Source organism: Clostridiaceae bacterium (genome assembly GCA_012840395.1).
GTDB lineage: Bacteria > Bacillota > Clostridia > Acetivibrionales > DULL01 > DULL01.
The window spans coordinates 1-3091 of sequence record DULL01000098.1 but is presented as its reverse complement, the minus strand read 5'-3'; the positions used below and the strand labels follow the sequence as shown (position 1 = coordinate 3091).

Below are 3091 nucleotides of genomic sequence, written 5' to 3'. Positions count from 1 at the left end.
ACATAGAAGATGTCATCCTTTCTGTTAAATATTTTTTTAATCAACTATATCTTAACAGGATGCCATCTTCTTTTCCAATTTACTGGAATTTTATCCCTCTATCCCTACAGTAATTTTACGCTAACTAGGAATTTGTTATCAGGAAATAATGCATTGATAAATTTCTTTCAGAGTTGAAAAACAAATGTTATATATCACAAATAATAATGATGCTAAACCAGTAATTTTGCGATTTAGCACCATTTTTTTATTCCCCAAGTCTAAGTCTGGTACGATTCAAACTTTATACGCCATTATACGCCATTATTCTTATATCGGGCCAGAAACTGCCTGGTTCTCTCTTCCCTTGGATTTCCAAACACTTCCTGGGGAGAACCTTCTTCAACAATTACACCATCATCCATAAATATAACACGGTCTGCCACTTCCCGGGCAAAATCCATTTCATGAGTCACAATAATCATCGTGGTGTTGTTCTCTGCTAAATTCTTAATTACCTTCAACACTTCACCGGTGAGCTCAGGATCCAGGGCAGAAGTAGGTTCATCAAAACATAAAATGTCCGGTTCCAGGGCCAAAGCACGGGCAATAGCTACACGCTGTTGCTGTCCACCGGATATCATATGGGGATAGTAGTCTAATTTATCCGATAGACCAACCTGTGAAAGAAGCATTTTACCCTTCTCCTGAATCTCCCTCAGGATGGCTTTTTTCTCCTGTTTGTAATCCGGACGTTCTTTGGCTAACAGTTCTGCTGCCAATGTAACATTTTTTAGAACTGTATGTTGAGGAAATAAATTAAAATTTTGAAAAACCAAACCGAAATGCAGACGCTTTTTCCTTACTTCATTTTCTTTTTGAGTGGCAGGATCCATTGCGTCAAAAATTACTTTATTATTGATGATTATTTTTCCCTTATCAGGCTTTTCCAGGAAATTAAGACACCGCAGTAATGTAGTCTTTCCACTTCCGGAAGAACCTATAATGGCAATTACCTCTCCTTTTTCCAGAGAAAAATCGATCTTCTTTAAAACTTTAAGGTTTCCAAAACATTTTTCAATACCTATAACTTCCAAAAACGCCAACTAAATCCCCCTCCTCTCACACACGGAAATAATCCAGTTTCTTTTCCATCCAGTCAAGCAGTATAGTTAACACTCCCACAAATACAAGAAAATAAATCCCTGTGGCAAAGAGGGGCCAAATAAGTCCTCTGTTACTATATTCTCCAGCCATCATAATAATCTCTTTATTTGCAATGATACGGGCAAGAGCGGTATCCTTTACCAGGGTAATCACTTCATTTCCAATTGGAGGCAGAATACGCTTCACTACCTGGAGCAGCGTTACATTAAAAAAGATCTGACTCTTTGTCATACCCAGAACCAAGCCCGCTTCATATTGACCTATCGGAACGCTCTCAATACCTCCCCGGTATATCTCCGAAAAATAGCAGGCATAATTTATTACAAATGCAACAACTGCAGCAACAAATCGTCCTGATCCGCCACTTGGCCAGGAAAAAGACATATTCAATAAACCAGGGCCAAAATACATTACGATAAGCTGCAGCATCAACGGTGTTCCACGGATTACCCAGACAAAAGTGCGCACCAGCCACCGGAGAGGGTAGAAGCGGCTCATGGAACCAAAAGCAATTATCATTCCCAATGGCAGTGAAAACAAAAGTGTCAATGCAAAGAGCTTGCAATTAAGTATAAAGCTCTCCGACAACCGACTAATAATTACAGAAAATTCATTCATCTCTTTCTCTTACCTCAATATACAAGCGATTGGACAGAGAATTACCTCTCTGCCCCTCGCTCAATTTTATATTCTGAATACTTAATATACTGTATACCAATATGCCATATGTCTAATATGTCGTACACCTGATATACTGTACACCTAGTAAATTTTATTTTTTTATATACTGTATACCTAATATGTTGACTACATAATATACTACATGCTTAATATGTTGACTACATAATATACTACATGCTTAATATGCTTTTTGTCAAATATACCTTATGTTTATTCTTCAGCAAGTTCCAGTCCATACTTTTCAGCCAGTGAAGCCATGGTTCCATCTTTGATAAAACCTTCAAAAATCTTGTTTACTTCTGCACAAATATCAGAACCCTTGCGGAAGGCAACTCCATAATTTTCTTCAGCCAAGTAATCCACAATAACGATATCCTCATAACTAGTGCCTTTACCAGTCATGGCTTTTGCCAAGGTCATATCTAATACAGCTGCATCAGCAGTACCAGATTTCAATTCCATCAGGCAGTCTGTCTGCAAGGTCTTTGGAACAAAATTCGCCTGTTTCAGGTTCTCATCATCTTTAATGGTATCTTCTCCGGCAGAGCCTTGTTCAGCCACTACAGTCTTGCCAATTAAAGATGCTGTACCATTATAGGCAGAACCTTCCTTCATCAAAACTACCTGCGCATTCTTAACATAAGGTCTGGTAATCTCCATGGTTGCCTGACGTTCAGGATTTATTGTCAAACCATTCCAAATGCAATCAATAGATTTTGCATTTAGTTCTACTTCCTTGGTATCCCAGTTGATTTCAACAAAATCAGGCTCAACTCCAAGCTTCTCACATGTTAAGATTGCCAACTCTGTGTCAAAACCGGTAAAAACGCCATTTTCATCTGTATAATTCATGGGTGCATAATTGGTATAGCCAATAACCAGTTTGCCTTTACTCTTTACGTAACTCAAATCACTTTCATTCTGAGACTTGCTAGTTTGCGTATTTTCACAAGCAACTAACGCAAGAATCATGGTTAGTGCCAAAATAACCATCATTAATTTCTTCATTCTGAATTTTCTCATTTTGATTCCCCCAATTTTAATATAAAATCACTTTAACATTATAACACGTTATTGAGATAAAGCAAATACTTTTTTCCAGGCTTCAGCCTTATTATAAATTGCAATATTAAATGCCGTGAAAAATTTGGTAAATCCATTGCTTACTGGAATAAATTCTATACATCATACCGCCATTTCTATGGCTGACCTATAACCAAACATTCTTCTTGGATATTCATTAATCCATCTCTCTATACTTTTT

Annotated in this window: 3 protein-coding genes; all 3 read right to left on the bottom strand. The window is 37.4% G+C overall.

Annotated features, from left to right (window positions below; genetic code table 11):
- Positions 1 to 293 precede the first annotated feature (293 nt).
- The 3 genes from GXX20_10755 to GXX20_10745 all read right to left on the bottom strand — a co-directional run bounded on the left by GXX20_10755 (position 294) and on the right by GXX20_10745 (position 2850).
- On the bottom strand, positions 294 to 1085 hold the full coding sequence (locus GXX20_10755; protein HHW32131.1) for an amino acid ABC transporter ATP-binding protein: 792 nt from the start codon (positions 1083 to 1085) through the stop codon (positions 294 to 296).
- A gap of 16 nt (positions 1086 to 1101) precedes the next feature.
- On the bottom strand, positions 1102 to 1764 hold the full coding sequence (locus tag GXX20_10750) for an amino acid ABC transporter permease (GenBank protein HHW32130.1): 663 nt from the start codon (positions 1762 to 1764) through the stop codon (positions 1102 to 1104).
- Positions 1765 to 2037: 273 nt separating this feature from the next.
- Positions 2038 to 2850, bottom strand: coding sequence for an amino acid ABC transporter substrate-binding protein (locus tag GXX20_10745; protein ID HHW32129.1), 813 nt, complete (start codon positions 2848 to 2850; stop codon positions 2038 to 2040).
- Positions 2851 to 3091 lie beyond the last annotated feature (241 nt).